Below are 14,666 nucleotides of genomic sequence, written 5' to 3'. Positions count from 1 at the left end.
TTATCGGCAAGTCCCTTGTCATGATTGGTGCCAGTGCCGGTTTTAGCCGACTGAATTCGGAGTGGGTGCGAGCATCGGGGGCATTTCGCTTTCCGTCACGTTCGCCATGGGGTCTTCGCTTCGCCGCGACTTGCCTTCGAAGAAGGCGCCCTGCTCGATGGCGAGGGCTTGGTGATAAATGTCACCTTCGACGTGGCTTTGAGCCTGCAACATAACGCGACGGCCGCGGATTGAGCCCATCACATGTCCCCGCACAACTACTTCGTCTGCGAGAATGCCGCCGGTGATGCGGGCACGTTCGCCGACGATGATGTGGGTCCCGTGGATGTCGCCTTCAACGTCGCCGTCGATCTGGACCTGACCCTTGGAACTCAGGTTGCCATGGATTGTCAAATCCGGGCCGATAATGGATGGTGGGAGACGGTCACCGTTGGTGCGTGCGCCTGCAGTAGCAGAACGGGGTATAGCTGGTTGGGAAGGGGCGCCGGCACTCGGTGTGGCGGGTGGCTTGGGTGGTTCGGTCTCATTCTTTTTAAAATTCGGCAGCATGACGTCAAAGATCTCCACCTCAACGCAACAGGAACGCGTGCAATGGCGCGTAAGGGGTTACGCGTCTCCAAATTAATTTCAACCCGAAGCGGTTTTCCCTTGTTCAGCCTCTAGCATGTTTCCCCTAGCAGGTCACGCGGGCTTCAGCGCGACAAGTTGTGGAAATGGGGGATCGCCTGGACTTCGGAAGGCTAGCGTAGAAGGCCGAACTATTGTGCCAACTCTTGGGCAGCAGCCAAGACTTCGGCGGCGTGCTCCTTCACCTTAACTTTGCGCCATATGCGGGCGATCTTGCCGTTTTTATTGATCAAGAACGTGCTTCGCTCGATACCCATGAACTTGCGGCCGTACATATTTTTCTCGACCCAAATGCCATAGGCGTTTGCCGCTGTTTGTTCGGGATCGGAGATCAAGCGCACGGTGAGCCCGTGTTTGTCGCGGAATTTGCAGTGGCTGCTGGGGCTGTCGGGTGAAATGCCGAGCACTATTGTGCCGGTGTTGGCGAATTTCTCGCTCAGGGCAGTAAAGTCCAGCGCTTCGGTGGTGCATCCTGGTGTGTCGTCTTTCGGGTAAAAATAGAGGACAACCTGCTGGCCCTTCAGGTCTGACAGAGTGACGGTGTTGCCGTCGCTGTCGGAAAGTTCGAAGTCCGGTGCGCGATCACCTTCTTGAGCCATGGATAAGTGCCTTTCTTTCGTCGTTTTTTGACCAACACATCTGGTCTAATCGAAGGCTGGTGCGGATGGTTTCTTATGTAAGGAACCGTTTCGGGGATGGCGCGAGACAGAGCGCCTGTGGGTTGGCATCGGAAACATCATAGTCGGCTTCGGTTTGGAAGGGTATTGCGCGCTTACTTCAGGTTCAGTGCGTGATGCTCCTGAAGAATCGGATTTGCGACCTGTTGTTGCCGTAGTCGTGCCAGTGTGAATAGTCGGAGCAGGTGACGGGTGGATCGTCGACAGGGGTATCCTCGACAATACAATTCGCCACAGCAGCGTGCGCCACGACGTAAGCCGGTTCGTGGCCCCGTTCGCCCACGCGAACTTCCGGATGGAGAGCGCTCGGGGTGGCTTCGGGGAACCGCGAAGTTTTGCGGTCTGAGCCTCATCCCGGTCGTTCTGCTCGTTCTGCTCTCGGTTGGCCTCTTGTATTTCCGCCTTCTGCAGGGGCCGGTGTCTCTGAACTTTCTCGTCAAATCTGTGGAGCAGGGCATCAATGCCGAGCTCACCGGACTTGATGCAGCGATCGACGATATTGTCGTGACATTAACGGACAATGGTGCGCTGGAGTTCAGGCTAGAGAACCTGCAATTCTCTGAACGTGACGGCGATCTCGTCGTGGCTGCTCCGCAAGCGGCGATGGAGTTGAACTATGCGGCGCTTTGGCGCCTGCAGGCGACGCCGTCTCGTGTCGAACTGATCGAACCGCGCTTGTTTCTGTTCTACTCGGAAGAAGCTGGTCTATCGCTCAAGTTTTCACCGGGTGGCTCGGCTGGCCTTCCAAGTGACCTTTCCGATAGCATCATCGCGCCATCCCCGGTTCCCGCGCGTCGGTCGTGGCCGGGCGCGGATACGGTTGCTGCTGGCGCGCAGCCGTCCGGGCAGACCGTAGATTTTACGAGTATTGTCGAATTGGCTTCGGAACGCGCACGACGCGGAGGCGGAGCCACATCTTACCTTCGGGAGATTGGCCTTCGAGATGCGACGGTGGTCCTGGATACGGGCGGACAGGCGAGTGTTTGGCGCGTGCCACGGTTCAGCGTTGATATGGATCATCACGATACCCGGAGCATCATTTCGGGTTCGGCGCGCATTTCTTCGCAGGGACAAATTTGGACGTTGTCGTTCAGAGCGGAGGACGTTCAGGACGACAAGGGAATTTCACTCACCACGTCGATCCGTGGACTTGTTCCGAGATGGCTTGGCGATGCGTTGCCGCAATTGGCGGTGCTTAAGCATTTTGATATTCCGATTGCGAGCGACGGCCGGATTGATTTCAACCAGAAGGGTAGCGTAGCGGGTGGTGAAGCAACGGTCGAAATCGGAGAAGGCCGTGTTGATTTGGCGGGTTTCTCGGAGGTCCCTTTTACAGTCGATTCAGGATTGTTCACGTTCAAGTATGACGCAACCACAGAACGCGTAATCCTTGCATCCTCCAACTTGCGTTGGGGCGACAGCAGCCTAACGCTCGGGGGGACGCTGGCGCATGTCGCTCAAAGTGAGGGTAGCGGTGAAGAAAGCGGATGGCGTTTTGATATTGCTGCCGAGCAAGGTGTTTTGGGCGCGACCGAATTTGGTATCCCACCTCTTCCGGTTGATAAGTGGCATGCTCAGGGAACGGTTGCGCCTGAGCGAGGGCTTCTGAAATTCGATCGGTTCGAAATTGCTGCCGGCGGTGGGCATGTCTCTTTAATGGGCGAACTTGCTACCACGGGCTCGAGTGCGGGGTCTCACTTCGAGGCTGAAATTGGCGCGATGCCGATCGCGACGATGAAAGTGCTTTGGCCCCGCGGTATGGCGGAGGATGCTCGGCAGTGGGTTGGCCGCAGGATCCATGATGGTGTGCTGCAATCGGGGACATATCGATACCTCAATGGGCGATATCTCGCACAAGCGGATCCTGACAGCCAAGACACGTATCGGATGAGCTTGGCGTCGACGCTGGAAAACGTCGTTATGATGCCCGTTGAGGGCACGGCGCCGATCACCTTGTCGCGCACTTTAGTTAAGCTTGAGAATCAAGCTCTGGAAGTGATTGTGCCCGATGGCTCGATGCCCGTGAGTTCTGACCACGTGTTAGGTCTCAAATCGGGACGCTTCACGATTGCTGATGTGTATGGAACGCCACCGGTTGGCGAAGTCGCATTTGCAACGGGCGGCAAAGTAGGGGCCATGCTGGCGTTGCTTGAATTGCCGGCGTTTGACCACCTCAGAAAACCTGAAGCGTTACCTGATAATATCTCCGGTGAAGTGGCGAGTACCGTCACTCTGAGCTTTCCTCTGTTGAAGGACCTCCAGGCGGAGGACGTCAGAATCAAAGCCAAGGCGCGCTTGACCGATGGGCGCGCGGAAGATCTGCTCGGCGAATACGACCTCAAGGGTGCGACGATCAATTTTGATCTGAGCGAGACTGCTGTCGATGCGCAAGGCGAGGTTCTTATCGAGGGCGTGTTAGCGAAGCTCAATTGGCAACGTATTTTTGGGGCAACCGACGCCCAACAGCCGCCTATTCGCGTTACGGCTACGCTCGATGAAGCGGATCGCAGACAACTTGGGTTGGATCTCGGGGATGGGTTGCATGGTGACGTGGCAGTTGAAGTAACTGTTCAGCCGCACTCAAATACGCAGTCCGATGTGCGGCTCCGCGCTGATCTGACCAACACCGACGTCGCGATAGAAGAAATTGCGTGGCGCAAGCCGACCGGGCGTAGTGCGTTTCTTGAATTTGATGTGGTCAAGGATGCATCAGGCCGTAGCGAGCTTAGGAACTTCCGGCTTGAAGGCGACGATCTGAGCATCGAAGGGGTGATCGGGCTTGGCCAGAAGAAGCAGGTCGTCAGTTTTTCGTTTCCGAAGTTCTGGCTCAATCTTGTTACGCGGTTAGAAGTCAGCGGAAAGCTCGACTCGAAGAACGTATGGCAGATACGTGCGAAAGGTCCGACATATGACGGGCGAGCGTTCTTCCGCACACTCTATTCCATTCCGGGTGCGCGGACGCAGGGTGAGCGTCAGAAGAAGCAAGCCGGGGTCGACCTAACCGCCGAAATTGACAATGTTCTGGGCTACGGTGACGTCAATTTGCGGGGGGTGAAACTTAAGCTCTCAGAACGGAACGGTCAGCTCTCGGCACTTGACATTAAGGGGAAGCTCAGCGGCGGGCAGGCGTTAGATGTCGCGTTGCGCAATGACCGCTCGAACGGGCGGCAACTTTTGGCGACATCGCGTGATGCCGGTGAAGCGTTCAAGCTCGTTGGCTTCTATCCCAACATGACTCAAGGTTCGATGCGTCTCGAGGTTAATCTCGATGGACGTGGACCTGCTCAGAAAACGGGAATTTTGTGGGTCGATAATTTCCAGGTTCTTGGGGACCCGGTTATTTCGGAGGTTGCTGGCAGCGCGGATGCTACCGGACCATCGATTGATGGGGGGCGTACCGCGAAACGGCGAATGGTGCGGCAGGTCTTTCAGTTTGACCGGATGCGCGCACCGTTTTCGGTGGGTTATGGCCAGTTCGTGCTTGAGGACGCGTATTTACGCGGCCCCCTCCAGGGCGCCACAGTTCGCGGCAAGGTCGATTATAGCCGGCAGATGTTGGAGCTTGGGGGAACCTATGTGCCGCTACAGGGGCTCAACAATGCGTTTGGCGCCATTCCTGTTCTGGGCGAGTTGCTGTCAGGTCCGCGTCAGGAAGGTATCTTCGGCGTGACCTACGCAATTCAGGGCTCGATGGACAATCCACAAGTCGTGGTGCATCCGTTGTCGATGATTGCGCCAGGTATTTTCCGTGAAATGTTCCAGCTGACGCCTCAGGCTCCGAGCGTCCAGCCTCGGCAAGGGCGTACTGGCGGCGGCGATTACGGAGCAGCGGTGCGCTCCTCCAGCAGTCCGGCTGATGCCGGTCGTGGGGGAGGAAACTCCCCCACGAAATCGGGTGTGGATGGTTGGTCTTCGGAGACCTCTCCGGCGAAGAACTAGCGCACTCCGCCGTCGCTATGTGCTGTGTTCAGTTTGGACGCAGCAGGACGTGTCTCTTCTTGCCAAGCGACAATTTGATAACGCCCTCATTTGAGAGGTCTGCTGACGTCAGTGTTGCAGACTCGTCAGCAACGGCAGTGTCGTTGACCCTTAGGCCACCACCTTTGATCTGACGCCTGGCCTCACCGTTGGATTTGACGAGCCCGGCGGAGACGAATGCGGCAAGTACTCCCAGTCCAACATCCAAATCCTGCCTTGCAATATCCACGGTGGGGAGGTCTTCGGCGAGAGCACCAGTTTCGAAGGTGATCCGCGCTGTTTCAGCGGCCTTCGTTGCGGCGTCGCGGCCATGGATGAGCGCTGTTGCTTCCGTTGCCAGGATCTTTTTGGCTTCGTTTACCTCGCTGCCGGCAAGAGCGCCGAGGCGTGCGATTTCATCCATCGGCAACAATGTGAAGAGCTTCAGGAAGCGGCCAACATCAGCGTCTTCGGTATTGCGCCAGAACTGCCAGTAGTCGTAGGGCGAGAGCTGTTCGGCATTGAGCCACACAGCTCCGGAAGCCGTTTTGCCCATCTTTGCGCCGGACGCTGTCGTGAGCAGCGGGCAGGTCAGGCCGAAGAGTTGGTGGGTGCCCATGCGGCGACCAAGGTCGATGCCGGTGACGATGTTGCCCCATTGATCGGATCCGCCCATCTGCAGGTTGCAGCGGTAGCGCCGGGCCAATTCCACGAAATCGTAGGCTTGAAGCAGCATGTAGTTGAATTCGATGAACGAGAGCTCCTGCTCGCGTTCCAGACGCAAACGGACAGAGTCCATGCTCATCATGCGGTTGACCGAGAAGTGGCGGCCGACATCGCGCAAGAAATCGATGTAGTTGAGCGGCGCAAGCCATTCGGCGTTATCGATCATGATCGCATCGCCAGGGCCATCGCCGAATTTAAGGAAGCGCTCGAAGACGCCTTTGATCGTGTTCTTGTTGGCTTCGATTTCCTCGACCGGGCGCATAACGCGCGTTTCGTCCTTACCCGAGGGATCTCCGACGCGCGTAGTTCCGCCGCCCATCAGCGCGATGGGCTTATTGCCGGTATGCTGAAGCCAGTGCAACATCATGATCGAAATCAGATGGCCGACGTGCAGCGACGGTGCTGTGCAATCGTAGCCGACATAAGCGATCACTTCGTTGCGGCTGGCCAGATCATCAAGGGCCTCATTGTCGGAACACTGGTGAATGAACCCGCGTTCGGTGAGGATCTTTAGGAATTCCGATTTTGGCTGTGACATTACTTCGGTGTCGCTGTTTTTTGGGGTCCCGTTTGAGGGGCGAGTTGGTGACTGGATCTAGAGATCGTGCGGGACCATGCACAGGAAGGCGCGATTGGGCAAGGTGATATGCGCGAGATGATACGGGCGCTGGGGCTTATGAGCGGGACGTCGATGGATGGCATCGACGTGGCCATGATCGAAACGGACGGGGAGCGCGTTGTGCGCAGCGGAGCTTCCATGACGTTTGACTACAGTCCGGAGATGCGAGAGCGTTTGGCGACAGGCATCGACCAAGCCCGTTCAATCAACGGGCGTTGCGAACGCCCGGGGCTGTTGGCCGATATCGAGCGGGAGCTGACGGAACTCCATGCGAGCGCGGTGTCGGCCTTCCTGCGAAAGTCATGCCTTGTCCGTTCAGATATTGATGTCATTGGCTTTCACGGACAAACGGTGCTTCACCGGCCAGAAGATCATTTGACGGTGCAAATTGGCGATGGGGCCTTGTTGGCGAAATTGACGCACCGCCCGGTTGTTTATGATTTGCGTGCACGGGACATGGAGCTAGGTGGCCAGGGCGCTCCCTTAGCGCCTGTTTATCATCGGGCACTGTTGGCGGAACTTGCCCCGCGGCCAGCGGTCGTCGTGAATATTGGCGGCGTGGGCAATGTGACGTGGATCAGCGCCCAAGGCGATCTTATTGCTTTCGATACGGGGCCTGGGAATGCGCTTATCGACGATTGGGTGCGCGCGAAGGCTGGTCGCGCTTGTGATATCGGCGGCGCATTAGCCGCGCAGGGACGCGTCGATGAAGCGGCTGTCGCGCAATTTGGTATGCATCCCTATTTGGAGCTGTCCGCCCCGAAATCGCTAGATCGCAATACATTCTCGCTCGATGTGGTCGCGGGGATGTCTATCGAGGATGGCGCAGCAACTTTGACGGCCATTACGGCTGAAACAATCGCACGCGCACGATCGCTTATGCCGGAGGCGCCGCTGGCGTGGATCATCTCGGGCGGTGGCCGGAAAAACCCAACGCTCATGGCCATGCTTCAGGAGCGTTTGCCTGGAGAAGTCCTCAGTGCGGAGGTGGCCGGCTTAAACGGGGACAGCGTTGAAGCCGAGGCGTGGGCATTTATGGCGGTAAGATCTCTGAAGGGCTTGCCCATTACGTTTCCCGGGACGACGGGCGTGCGCTTTCCTGCGTCTGGTGGGGTGCTCGTAGATCCTGCGAGCATTTGAGCTAAGAAAAAATCCCGGCCATTTGGGCCGGGATTTGCTCTATTCGTCGTTGTGCGGATTTTTTATTCTTCTTCGTCGCCCGGCTCAACTTCCGCGGGGGCAGGCGGCGGAGGTTCTTTGCTCGCCTTCGCTTTTTCTTTCTCTTTCGGGATCTGCGTCATCCGCATGTCGACGTAGCGACCGACGATGTCGGTCAGTTCGTCCATCTTGCCCTCAAAGAAGTGGTTGGCGCCGGGCACGATCTCATGGTCGATCTTAATGCCCCGCTGGGTTTTGAGCTTACCGGTCAATTCCGCGATGGAGCTGGATGGCACAACCCTGTCGATGTCGCCATTGATCATGAGGCCAGATGAGGGGCAGGGGGCGAGGAATGAGAAGTCATACAAGTTGGATGGCGGTGCGACACAGATGAAGCCTTCGACCTCGGGGCGGCGCATCAGCAACTGCATGGCAATCCAAGTGCCGAATGAAACGCCGGCGATCCAGCAACTGCGTGCGTCGGGCTTTACAAGCTGAAGCCAGTCGAGTGCGCATGCGGCATCGGCGAGTTCGCCTGGGCCGCCATCCCAGAAGCCCTGGCTACGGCCAACTCCGCGGAAGTTGAAGCGAAGCACCGAAAAGCCACGTTCTACGAACGTGTGGTAAAGGCTGTAGACAACCTGATTGTTCATCGTTCCGCCGAACTGCGGGTGCGGATGCAGGATCAGGGCGATTGGGCTATCGCTGGCCGACTCGTGGTGGTAGCGCGCCTCCAGGCGGCCTGCGGGTCCGTTAATGATCAATTCGGGCATGTGTGATCGCGTATCCTGTGTGAATGCTACGTAACCTTATTGCGCTCGAACGGCGCATTTTGCTGCCGTTGTACCGGCTCCGTAGCCAAATTCTGTTATCGGGACTGTGTGCGACGCGGTCCAAGTAGCCGTAGCGACAGCGCATCCCGCGAAGACTCTCCAGACACTGAATGGGCTGCTACGAGCCTCGATGCAACCTTAGGCGTAGCACTGATCTGCCAATACTTGACTTCGTGGCTCGGAATTTTCATATTCAAACCAAGTTTAGAACTGTTCGAAAGTACCAGCCTCGTTTTGGCAGCTCCGAGCGAGCGTTCTTAGCACATGGATGAGCCTTATGCGCAAGAGGCTGCCCTACCGACCTTGCGGACGGAGTGGGGTGCGCGCGAAGGGCGATTATTCCGAGACGGTTTAATGGAACTGAGCACTAAGGGACGATACGCGGTCATGGCATTGGCCGACTTGGCAAAGTATGGCGGCGCGGATGCAATTCCGCTGTCGGCTGTTGCCGAGCGCCAACAGCTTTCGATCGCGTACCTGGAGCAAATCTTTGGGCGCCTGCGCAGGGCTGGTCTCGTGGATAGCGTGCGGGGACGGGCTGGCGGGTACTGTCTCATGCGTCCCGCAAACGAGATTACCGTCATCGAGATTCTCCGAGCGGTTGACGAAGGCACGCGGATGACCCGCTGCACGGATGGACCTGATGGCGGCTGTTTGGGTGAAGCGCGTTGCCTGACCCACGAGCTTTGGCACGCGATGGGCGCGCATATCGCAGCTTTCCTCTCTGTGGTGACGCTTCAGGAGGTTGTGGACGGTATTCCAGAAGAAAAACTGGCACAGCCCGTTCTGGCGAAAAGTGTGGCGGCAGCAGAATGACAGTCTCGCGGACATATCTTGATTTCAACGCGACGGCGCCCCTGCGCGAGGAAGCCAAGGTGGCTGTGATCGCGGCTTTGGAGGATTTCGGTAATCCGTCCTCGGTTCATGTCGAAGGGCGTCGTGCGCGTTCGCTCGTAGACGCAGCGCGCCGGGATGTGGCCGCGCTCGTTGGGGCGGTGCCTGGCGAAGTGGTCTTCACGGCGAGCGGGACTGAGGGTGCCGGTGCTGTTCTGGCGATGGACTGGGATACGATCATCGTGTCCCAGGTTGAGCATTCCGCAGTATTGGCCGCTGCACGGCGCGCGGCCGATCGGGGCGTGCAAGTCATCGAGGTCGGTGTTGGCCCGGATGGTGTGATTGATGCCGAGGCCTGCGCGCGGGTGCTGGAGACTGCAGCTGCGTCTGGCGGACGGACTCTCTTCGCATTGCAGATGGCGAATAATGAAACGGGCGTTCTTCAACCGTGTCGAGTGCTGTTTCAAATGGCGCGCGCGCAGGGTGTCGCGGTTTTGTGTGACGCTGTCCAAACAGCGGGACGCATGCCGATCAATCTTGCGGAATTCGGCGCCGATTACCTGGTTGTGTCGGGGCACAAAATCGGTGCGCCGAAGGGGACTGGTGCACTGGTCATTCGCGATGGTGCACGTTTTGTGCCGCTGCTCACCGGGGGCGGACAGGAACAGAACCGGCGTGCCGGTACGGAAAATGTCGCTGGGATTGCGGGCTTTGGTGCCGCGGCACGTGCGGCGAGCGAAGACTTTGCTGCTTTCGAGCAGTTGAGCGCGTTGCGTGACCGATTGGAAGAAGGCGTTACTGCGCAGACTCCTAATGCGTCGGTGATTGGCCAGAACGTCGACAGGCTCGCCAATACGAGCACGGTTGTTCTGCCGGGGTGTCGCGCGGAGACCCTCGTGATCGGCTTTGATCTGGCCGGAATCGCCGTGAGTTCGGGGGCCGCATGTTCGTCAGGCAAGGTCGGCCGCAGTCACGTGCTTGAAGCGATGGGATTGGAGCCCGAGACAGCGCAGTCCGCGATCCGGATCAGTCTTGGGTGGACGAATACGGCAGAGGATGTCGAACGATTTCTAATCGCCTGGGCGGATGTCGCCGGGCGCGCGAGCGTTGCGCGAAGGGTCGCGTAACGGAACGGACAACAACGTGGTGGGCCGGGGGCTCGCCCTTAAAGAAGTGAAGTGAGGAGAAGGCAATGGCAACGGTCGAGACCATCGAACAGGTCAAGCAGATCGACGTCGACCAGTATAAGTACGGCTTCGAGACGCAGATCGAATCGATCAAGGCGCCGAAGGGGCTCGACGAGAATACGATCCGCTACATTTCGGAGAAGAAGAACGAGCCGCAGTGGATGCTGGACTGGCGACTGGATGCGTTCGAGCGCTGGCAAGCGATGAAGGAGCCGACATGGGCTCGAGTTAGCTATCCAAAGATCGATTTTCAGGACCTCTATTATTATTCTGCACCGAAGAACGCGGAGGGTCCCAGAAGCCTCGAAGAGGTGGATCCTGAGTTGCTCGCGACCTATGAAAAGCTTGGTATTCCTCTGAAAGAGCAGGAGATCCTGGCGGGCGTGCAGAATTCACGCGTGGCGGTCGATGCCGTGTTCGACTCGGTTTCGGTTGTGACCACGTTTAAGGAAGAGCTGGCGAAAGCGGGCGTAATCTTCTGCTCGATCTCGGAAGCTCTGCGTAATCATCCTGATCTGGTGAAGAAGTATCTGGGTTCGGTGGTGCCGAAGTCTGATAACTTCTATGCGGCGCTCAACTCGGCAGTCTTTTCGGATGGTTCGTTCGTCTACATTCCGGAGGGCGTGCGCTGCCCGATGGAATTGTCGACGTACTTCCGTATCAATGAGAAGCAAACCGGACAGTTCGAGCGGACTCTCATTATCGCCGAGAAGGGGTCATACGTTTCGTACCTCGAAGGCTGCACGGCGCCGATGCGCGACGAAAACCAGCTGCACGCGGCCGTCGTCGAACTCATTGCGCTCGATGACGCGGAGATCAAGTACTCGACGGTGCAGAACTGGTATCCGGGCGATGCCAACGGTCAGGGTGGCATCTATAACTTTGTGACGAAGCGCGGCGACTGTCGCGGCAAGAACTCGAAGATCTCCTGGACCCAGGTCGAGACCGGTTCGGCGATCACGTGGAAATATCCCTCGTGTATTCTGCGTGGCGATAACTCACGCGGCGAGTTTTATTCGATCGCGATTTCCAACGGGCATCAGCAGATCGATAGCGGCACGAAGATGATCCACCTCGGCAAGAATACGTCGAGCCGTATTATCTCGAAGGGTATCGCAGCCGGCGTTTCGCAGAACACGTACCGCGGTCTCGTTTCGGCGCATCGCAAGGCGACCAATTCGCGAAACTACACGCAGTGCGACTCGCTGCTGATCGGCGATCGGTGTGGTGCGCACACGGTGCCATACATCGAGGCGAAGAACTCGTCTGCGCACTTCGAGCACGAGGCGACCACCTCGAAGATCTCGGACGACAAGCTGTTTTACTGCATGCAGCGCGGGCTCTCAGAAGAAGAAGCAGTGACGTTGATCGTCAACGGCTTCGTGCGGGATGTGCTGCAGCAGTTGCCCATGGAGTTCATGGCGGAAACGCAAAAGCTGATCGGGATCTCGCTGGAAGGAAGCGTTGGCTGAGGCATCGCATGGGCGAGTATTGGTTTAAGCCTAAGAGGCATGGCTATGGCGCCACGCCGACGAACTGGAAAGGCTGGCTTGTCACGCTGGCCTTCTCCCTGGCGTTACCTCTAGCTTCTTTGCCGTTTTTACTGTCGCTGACGGACGCAACTCGCACGGTGGGATTGCTGGCTTGGGCTGCTGTGGTGCTGGCATGCGTCTGGGCATTCACGGCCTTTGCCAAGTCCAAGACCGAAGGGACCTGGGAGTGGCGCTGGAACGGCAAGCCTTACCGCTCGATGTTTGACGAAGAAAAATGAACCGCCGTCTTGGTGCGGCGCAAGGATTTGGTGCGGACGCGATGGAAGCGCGCCACTCAGGACTTAGATACGGAGACAGACTGTAAAATGCTTGAGATCAAGAATTTGCATGCGAAGATCATCGAAGAGGACAAGCCGATCCTGAAGGGGATCAACCTGACGGTTCCAACGGGTGAAGTCCACGCGATCATGGGGCCCAACGGGTCGGGTAAGTCCACTCTGGCATACATCCTCGCGGGCCGTGATGATTACGAAGTCACCGAAGGTGATATCCTCTGGAACGGCAAGTCTATTCTGGATATGTCGCCGGATGAGCGCGCGGCTGAAGGTGTGTTTTTAGCGTTCCAATACCCTATGGAGATCCCGGGAGTCGCGGGTCTTACGTTCCTGCGCACAGCACTTAATTCGGTTCGCACGAAGCGCGGTCAACCCGAGCTGACGACACCGGAATTTATGAAGCTCGTCCGGGAGAAGGGCGCTGAGCTCAATATCGATGTGGAAATGCTGAAGAGGCCGGTGAACGTCGGGTTCTCCGGTGGTGAGAAGAAGCGTTCCGAAATTCTGCAGATGGCTTTGCTGGAGCCGACGCTATGCGTACTCGACGAGACGGATTCCGGTCTCGACATCGACGCACTGCGGGTCGTTTCCGATGGTGTGAATGCGCTGCGTTCGCCTGAGCGTTCGATGCTGGTGATCACGCACTATCAGCGTCTGTTGAATCACATCGTGCCTGACAAGGTGCACGTTCTATCGGATGGCAAGATCCAGCGTTCGGGCGGTAAAGAGCTGGCCCTTGAATTGGAGAAGTCAGGTTACGCCGAATACCAGGCTGCCTAATGGGCGCGACTGTTGGAGCGACCATCGTGCGTGAGCCGAGTTCGGGATTTACTAATCGGGTGCGCGCGGGAGGCGCGGAATGAATTTAGCAGTGATGAAAACGAAGGCCGAACAAGGCTTGCTTGAGGCATTTCAGTCTGTCGCCGACACTTTGCCGGGTGGTGCAGACGTGCAGAAGGCGCGTCGCGAAGCCGCGGATAGATTTGAAAATCTCGGACTGCCGCACCGGCGTATCGAGGAGTGGAAGTATACCGATCTGCGGCAGGTGCTGAAGGAAGCACTTCCGCCGAGTATCGGCGATTCCACGGAGTTGACGATCGCGGACGTTATCGTTGCGCTCGGATCGCTGGCCTCGCTCGACGCGCACAAGATCGTATTCGTCAACGGCGCATACCGGCCAAAACTTTCGACGCCAATGGACCTCGAGGGCTTGGAGTTTTCGCCCTTGTCCTCAGCGTTGGTGAATGGCGAAAGCAAGACCGGACTGACGCGCACGTCGGGTCCCAAGGACGATGCCACTCTTGCGCTCAATACCGCGTTCATGAGTGACGGAGCTGTTGTCCGTATTCACGATGGCGCAGAGCTCGCCAAGCCAGTGCTCATCGTGCACGTACGTGCCGGGAAGGAAGCGTTCTCCGCGACCGTCCGGCATGTGATTGATGTCGGTGCAGGCGCCAAAGTGACGATCGTCGAAGCTTTCGTTTCGTTGCCTGGCGTTACGGACGAAGGACAGATCAATACGGCCAGCGAGATCGTTGTTGGCGACAAGGCTTACGTGACGCACGTGAAGTGCGCGGTCGACAAGGGTGCGGTGACGCATCTTTCGAATTGGATGGTGCGGGTCGGGAAAGAGGCCGAGTATCGCGGTTTCCAGCAGACGCAGGGCATCGCGTTGGCGCGGAACCAGATCTTCGCGACTTTCGATGGCGAGGACGCCAAGCTCAATCTGTCCGGCGCATTTCTGGGCCGCGGTGGCGATCACATCGATACGACGCTTGTTGTCGATCACGTTGTGCCGGGATGTGAAAGCCGGGAGCTTTTCAAGGGTATTCTCGATGGGCACGCCCGGGGCATCTTCCAGGGCAAGATCGTCGTGCAGCAGGCTGCTCAGAAGACCGACGGCAAGCAGATGGCACAGGCCATGATGCTGTCCCCGGATGCGGAATTCGATTCCAAGCCGGAGCTTGAGATCTTCGCCGACGATGTGGCTTGTGGGCACGGTTCGACGGTTGCAGAAATCGATGAAGAGATGCTGTTTTACTGCCGATCCCGCGGTATTCCCGAGGAGAAAGCGCGTGTGTTGCTGACGGAGTCGTTTATCGCCGAAGCAATTGAAACGGTGGAAGACGAGCCCGTTGCAGAAGCGTTGAAGATGTTTGCGCGCGGTTGGTTGCAAGCTGACTGATGGCAATCCCTATTCAAGCGCAGCTTTTATACAAC

At 57.7% G+C, this 14,666-nt stretch carries 12 protein-coding genes; 8 read left to right on the top strand and 4 right to left on the bottom strand.

Annotated features, from left to right (window positions below; genetic code table 11):
• Nucleotides 1-42: 42 nt before the first annotated feature.
• Both BLS30_RS06630 and bcp read right to left on the bottom strand, forming a co-directional pair.
• Complete coding sequence (locus BLS30_RS06630; protein ID WP_046475794.1) at nucleotides 43-549, bottom strand: bactofilin family protein; 507 nt, start codon at nucleotides 547-549, stop codon at nucleotides 43-45.
• Nucleotides 550-758: 209 nt separating this feature from the next.
• Nucleotides 759-1,226: a thioredoxin-dependent thiol peroxidase gene (gene bcp, locus BLS30_RS06625; protein ID WP_090227599.1), complete on the bottom strand. Its 468-nt coding sequence runs from the start codon at nucleotides 1,224-1,226 to the stop codon at nucleotides 759-761.
• Nucleotides 1,227-1,496: 270 nt separating this feature from the next.
• Here bcp and BLS30_RS06620 point away from each other — a divergent pair, with 270 nt between their 5' ends.
• A complete protein-coding gene (locus tag BLS30_RS06620) occupies nucleotides 1,497-5,243 on the top strand; it encodes an AsmA-like C-terminal region-containing protein (protein ID WP_052743598.1) in 3,747 nt (1,248 codons plus the stop codon).
• 28 nt (nucleotides 5,244-5,271) lie between these two features.
• Here the strand turns inward: BLS30_RS06620 and tyrS are convergent, their stop codons facing one another.
• The gene (gene tyrS, locus BLS30_RS06615) at nucleotides 5,272-6,525 is read right to left on the bottom strand and encodes a tyrosine--tRNA ligase (RefSeq protein WP_046475799.1); all 1,254 of its coding nucleotides are present in this window, start codon (nucleotides 6,523-6,525) and stop codon (nucleotides 5,272-5,274) included.
• A 66-nt stretch (nucleotides 6,526-6,591) separates the two neighbouring features.
• Here tyrS and BLS30_RS06610 point away from each other — a divergent pair, with 66 nt between their 5' ends.
• On the top strand, nucleotides 6,592-7,746 hold the full coding sequence (locus BLS30_RS06610; protein WP_342027534.1) for an anhydro-N-acetylmuramic acid kinase: 1,155 nt from the start codon (nucleotides 6,592-6,594) through the stop codon (nucleotides 7,744-7,746).
• Between the two features lie 62 nt (nucleotides 7,747-7,808).
• Here the strand turns inward: BLS30_RS06610 and BLS30_RS06605 are convergent, their stop codons facing one another.
• Nucleotides 7,809-8,537 (bottom strand): alpha/beta hydrolase, encoded by a 729-nt coding sequence (locus tag BLS30_RS06605; protein ID WP_046475803.1) that lies wholly within the window; start codon nucleotides 8,535-8,537, stop codon nucleotides 7,809-7,811.
• Nucleotides 8,538-8,861: 324 nt separating this feature from the next.
• On the opposite strand from BLS30_RS06605, the gene BLS30_RS06600 reads away from it, so the two are divergent.
• From BLS30_RS06600 to sufD, 6 genes are all read left to right on the top strand, one after another.
• Nucleotides 8,862-9,413 carry an Rrf2 family transcriptional regulator gene (locus BLS30_RS06600; protein ID WP_244512382.1) on the top strand — a complete coding sequence of 184 codons (552 nt, stop codon included), beginning with the start codon at nucleotides 8,862-8,864 and terminating at the stop codon, nucleotides 9,411-9,413.
• The gene (locus BLS30_RS06595) at nucleotides 9,410-10,558 is read left to right on the top strand and encodes a cysteine desulfurase family protein (RefSeq protein WP_046475807.1); all 1,149 of its coding nucleotides are present in this window, start codon (nucleotides 9,410-9,412) and stop codon (nucleotides 10,556-10,558) included. The genes BLS30_RS06600 and BLS30_RS06595 overlap by 4 nt, the downstream gene beginning before the upstream one ends.
• A gap of 65 nt (nucleotides 10,559-10,623) precedes the next feature.
• Complete coding sequence (gene sufB, locus BLS30_RS06590) at nucleotides 10,624-12,090, top strand: Fe-S cluster assembly protein SufB (RefSeq protein ID WP_046475811.1); 1,467 nt, start codon at nucleotides 10,624-10,626, stop codon at nucleotides 12,088-12,090.
• A gap of 8 nt (nucleotides 12,091-12,098) precedes the next feature.
• Complete coding sequence (locus tag BLS30_RS06585; protein ID WP_046475815.1) at nucleotides 12,099-12,389, top strand: hypothetical protein; 291 nt, start codon at nucleotides 12,099-12,101, stop codon at nucleotides 12,387-12,389.
• A gap of 87 nt (nucleotides 12,390-12,476) precedes the next feature.
• Nucleotides 12,477-13,226, top strand: a complete 750-nt coding sequence (gene sufC, locus BLS30_RS06580; RefSeq protein ID WP_090227594.1) for a Fe-S cluster assembly ATPase SufC — start codon at nucleotides 12,477-12,479, stop codon at nucleotides 13,224-13,226.
• 79 nt (nucleotides 13,227-13,305) lie between these two features.
• Nucleotides 13,306-14,631, top strand: a complete 1,326-nt coding sequence (sufD, locus tag BLS30_RS06575; RefSeq protein ID WP_244512381.1) for a Fe-S cluster assembly protein SufD — start codon at nucleotides 13,306-13,308, stop codon at nucleotides 14,629-14,631.
• The last annotated feature ends 35 nt before the right edge of the window (nucleotides 14,632-14,666 follow it).

It is taken from the genome of Filomicrobium insigne (assembly GCF_900104305.1).
Classification (GTDB): Bacteria; Pseudomonadota; Alphaproteobacteria; order Rhizobiales; family Hyphomicrobiaceae; genus Filomicrobium; species Filomicrobium insigne.
This window is presented reverse-complemented; position numbering and strand designations above follow the sequence as displayed.

Coding starts and splice junctions, on each gene's coding strand:
- BLS30_RS06595 (WP_046475807.1), top strand. CDS start 9,410: ATGACAGTCTCGCGGACATATCTTGATTTCAACGCGACGGCGCCCCTG.
- bcp (WP_090227599.1), bottom strand. CDS start 1,226: ATGGCTCAAGAAGGTGATCGCGCACCGGACTTCGAACTTTCCGACAGC.
- sufB (WP_046475811.1), top strand. CDS start 10,624: ATGGCAACGGTCGAGACCATCGAACAGGTCAAGCAGATCGACGTCGAC.
- tyrS (WP_046475799.1), bottom strand. CDS start 6,525: ATGTCACAGCCAAAATCGGAATTCCTAAAGATCCTCACCGAACGCGGG.
- BLS30_RS06630 (WP_046475794.1), bottom strand. CDS start 549: ATGCTGCCGAATTTTAAAAAGAATGAGACCGAACCACCCAAGCCACCC.
- sufC (WP_090227594.1), top strand. CDS start 12,477: ATGCTTGAGATCAAGAATTTGCATGCGAAGATCATCGAAGAGGACAAG.
- sufD (WP_244512381.1), top strand. CDS start 13,306: ATGAATTTAGCAGTGATGAAAACGAAGGCCGAACAAGGCTTGCTTGAG.
- BLS30_RS06585 (WP_046475815.1), top strand. CDS start 12,099: ATGGGCGAGTATTGGTTTAAGCCTAAGAGGCATGGCTATGGCGCCACG.
- BLS30_RS06600 (WP_244512382.1), top strand. CDS start 8,862: ATGGATGAGCCTTATGCGCAAGAGGCTGCCCTACCGACCTTGCGGACG.
- BLS30_RS06605 (WP_046475803.1), bottom strand. CDS start 8,537: ATGCCCGAATTGATCATTAACGGACCCGCAGGCCGCCTGGAGGCGCGC.